Source organism: Streptomyces malaysiensis subsp. samsunensis, from assembly GCF_024519315.1.
Classification (GTDB): Bacteria; Actinomycetota; Actinomycetes; order Streptomycetales; family Streptomycetaceae; genus Streptomyces; species Streptomyces malaysiensis.
The window spans coordinates 1-3,738 of record NZ_JANIIC010000168.1; the positions used below are offsets into that span (position 1 = coordinate 1).

The 3,738-nt window shown below is 64.2% G+C and carries 2 protein-coding genes; both read right to left on the reverse strand.

Annotation, left to right across the window (positions count from 1 at the left end; all coding sequences use genetic code 11):
- Positions 1–44 precede the first annotated feature (44 nt).
- Positions 45–803, reverse strand: coding sequence for a hypothetical protein (locus NQU54_RS48165; RefSeq protein ID WP_257636589.1), 759 nt, complete (start codon positions 801–803; stop codon positions 45–47).
- Between the two features lie 10 nt (positions 804–813).
- Positions 814–3,738: RHS repeat domain-containing protein (locus NQU54_RS48170; RefSeq protein WP_306279874.1), on the reverse strand; the 2,925-nt coding region annotated here is incomplete at its 5' end.

Here is a 3,738-nt window from a genome sequence, read left to right on the forward strand (position 1 = left end):
GACCAGCAGGAATCAAGGGAACACGTTCGGTTGAGATACGGCTTCTAAGACTCGTAGTCCTCGATCAGACGACTGATGACCCGGTGCATGATGGCCGCGCGGTTCCGGTCGTCCTGTTGGCCGCGTAGGGCGCGCTCGATTGCCCGGAGCCTGCGCCAGGTGTCCGCGTCCTGGTCCATCACCTCGTCGATGAGCGGCGCGGTGAGCAGATTGAGACACTCGGCCAGCCGGAGCCGGGTGGTGTGAGAGGGCGGCGTGGCCTCAGGGTCTGCGAAACCCTCAGTCAGATACCGCGCGGGATCGGTGAGGCTCCAGCCGGCTATCGCGCCTCCCTTGACGAGGAGGCCCACGTCGGGAGCGATGCCGATCAGGGCGTCCGGCTCTCCGTCGAGAACACTGAGGTCCCGGTAGCACCGCAACACGGCCGCTTCAGGGTCGCAGCAGAAGATCGTCGCCTGGGGGAGGGCGAAGTTCTGTGCGGTGTCTGTACGCAGCCCGCCGGGGAGTCTCTGTGGCATGTAGGGCGCGCGGTGGCAGAGGGGGGAGGGAGTGGAATCCCGCGGCACGAAGAACGTGGCGTGGGACAGCTCCCGACTGCCCTGATCGAACCGGAACTCGTCATTCTCCGACCACAGCCACTGCATGCTGCCGAAGGTATGGGCCAGCTGCTGCTCGCGCTCGTTCGCGCCCGTATATCCTGCGACGATCACCTGAAGATCGATGAAGTCGAATCGCGGAGTAAATGTCAGCGGGTTGCGCGTGGTTTCAGCATTCACGGTGTCGCCGACCGAGAACCTCACCATGAATGTCGCCTCATCGGATCTGCTTGGCGGGGGCCATGTGGCCACCCCTGGTGTCTGGGATTTTACCGTTCACGATGTCGTCATGGGTTACCGGGTGTCCGGGATCGGTGGGTGAGCCGCCCAGCGCTTCGGCTCCGGATTCGCCCTTGACTCCGGACGGGCCGTAGCCGGTGATGACATCGCCTGCGCCGGCACCTGCTCCCTTCGTGACCACGATGTCATCGCCTTGCCGGAAAATGAGATTTCCGCGGTTGCCTTCGGAGAGGTATACCGCGTCCGGGTTCTTCAGGATCTCCAAGACTCGTTCGTCGTTGTCGAAGTGTGGATGGTAGTTGCTGGACTTTCTCAGCTTGCCCTCTTGGGCGCGCTCGATGATCTTGTCCACCGCAGCCTTGGCCTTCGCTACAGGGCACTTGGGTGCGAGGCCGAGCGGGTCGCTCCACGTGTACGGGTTGTGCACGTAGGCGCCGGGGTTGGATGCCGGTTTGAGACCGAGGGGATCCTGCGTGATGTAGCGGGCGATTTCCGGGTCGTAGTAGCGGAAGTGGTTGTAGCTTAGGCCGGTTTCCGGGTCTACGTATTGGCCGGGGAAACGGAGTAGGCACTCCATGTCGCTTTGTGGTGCGGGCAGGGGTGTGCCCCAGACGGTGGTGCGGAGTTGCCAGGCAAGGGTGCCATCGGGCGCGACTAGTTCGGTGGGCGTGCCGACCAGATCCGTGATGATCGCGTGGAACCGGGTGTCGTACTCGGACTGGGGAGTGGCGTCGGAGAAGACAAGGGGTGAGTGGGTGTTATGCGGAACGGTTTCACACCCTTGGTGGGTGGATTGGGATATCGGGCGGTCGGTTCCCGGCGCGTAGTCCCAGGTCGTCGCAGTTCCATCCGAGGCGGTTTGTTCAGCCAGGCGAGTAGTGTCCCAGGTGAAGTGAATTTTCTCGGTGGCCGTGCCGTCGTCTTGGAGGAGCTGTTTCGAGGTGCGGCGGCCGAGAGGGTCGTAGGTGTAGTACCAGCGGTCGCCTTGCGGGGTAGTGACCTTGGTGAGGTGGTTTTCGGCGTTCCAGACGTACGTCCAGGTACGGGTCTGGCCATTGAGCAGCTTGCGGGTGCGGCGGATCAGGCGGCCGACGGCGTCGTGTTCGTAGATGGTGCGCCCCGCGCGGCGAATGATGGTGCCTTCGTAGACACGGTCGCCCGCCGCGGCGTGGTCGGGTGCGGTGGCGTGGGTTTGGTTGCCTGTTATGTCGAAAGCGTACTTCTCCGTCCAGCCGTGTGCCTGGACTCCCGTAACCCGTCCCATGGGGTCGACCGTGAAGTTGCGTGTTCCGGTGGTGAGCTCGCGGATCTGGGTGACATATCCGTCAGGGCGGTAGGTGTAGGTACGATGCTGGAGGAGGTCATGAGGCGAGGTGGCGATGGTCTGGGTGGTAAGGCGATTCGCTATATCCCAGTCTTGGATGAGTGCGACTTCTCCGGTGGTGCGTTGAGTTTCACGGCCGGCGGCGTCGTGGGTGAAGGCGAGGGTGTGGTCGGCGATGGTGAGGACGGACGGGCGGCTTGTCGCATCCCAGGACCAGATCGAGGTCAGTCCCGTGGGGGTGGTGCGGAGAGTGCGTCGGCCGAGGGCGTCGTATCTGTGAACTGTGGTGCGGCCGTTGATGGTTTCCGAGATGACTCGCCCGAGTAGATCGTGTTCCCGGGTTAGTTCCGTGGTTGGCGTGGCCGCATGGACCAGGGCGCCGTTTGCGTCATAGGTGTAGGTCGTCTGCTCGCCGGTGGTCTCATCGTTCTGCGCGATGATGCGTCCGGCGGCATCGAGGGTGTACCGCAGGGTTTCGCCGAGAGCGTTGGACCGTGCGGTGAGGCGCCCCGCGGCATCGCGCTCGTAGGTGTGTGCCGCACCGTTGAAGTCAGTCTCCGTAATCAAGCGCCCTGCGGCGTCGTACGTGTACTGCCACTGCCTGCCCTGGGGGTTGGTGACGGTGGTGAGACGTAGTTCGGTGTCGTAGGTGAAGGCGTAGTGGGCGCCGTCGGGGTCGGTGCGAGTGGCGGGCTGATCGAAGTGGGTGTGGGTGTAAGTGGTGGTGTGTCCAGCCTGGTCGGTGTGTCGGGCGAGGTTGCCTTCGGTGTCCCATTGCCATGTTTCGCGGCGACCGTCGGGACTCTCGCGCCAGGCGGGCTTGCCTTCGATGGTCCAGCCGTGGCGGGTGGTGTGGCCCAGAGGATCGGTGACGGCCGTAACCTGGCCGTGAGGGCCTCGGCGGAAGTGGGTGGTGTGGCCCAGAGGGTCGGTGATGGCTACTGGGAGGCCGGCAGCGTTGGCGGTGACGTGGGTGATGTGGCCCAGGGCGTCGGTGATCGCTGAGAGGTGGCCCTTCCCGTCGTATGCGTAATGGGTCGTGGCACCTGTTGGATCGGTGGTGGCCGTGAGTGCCCCGTGGTCGTTGTAAACGTGCCCCCACACCGAGCCGCCCGGCTCACGGACCTCGACAGGTAGGCCGTGGTTGTCGTAGACGGCTTCGGTCACGGTGCCGTCGGGCCGCTCGACGGCGATCAGCTGGTCCTGGTCGTCGTAGTGGTAGCGGATGGTGTGGCCCAGGGGGTCTGTGATGGCGATGGGGCGGCGGTTGGTTTCGTCCCATTCGGTGCGTGTGGTGTTGCCCAGCGGGTCGGTCTCGGCGATGACCTTGTAGGTCTCGTTGCAGAGGTATGTGGTGGTGTTGCCCTGTGAGTCGGTGTAGCGGGTGGTTCGGGTTTGTGTGTCGTAGTGCAGGCGGCCGGAGAGGATGCCGTCCGGGCCGATGCCGCGCAGCACGCGGCCTCGATGATCGTAGACGTAGGCATAGGAGGTGCCGTTGCGGTCGGTCCATGATGTGACGCGGTGTTCGTCGTCGTATTGGTACCGCAGCGCCTTGCCGGTGGAGTTGATGATCTCCGT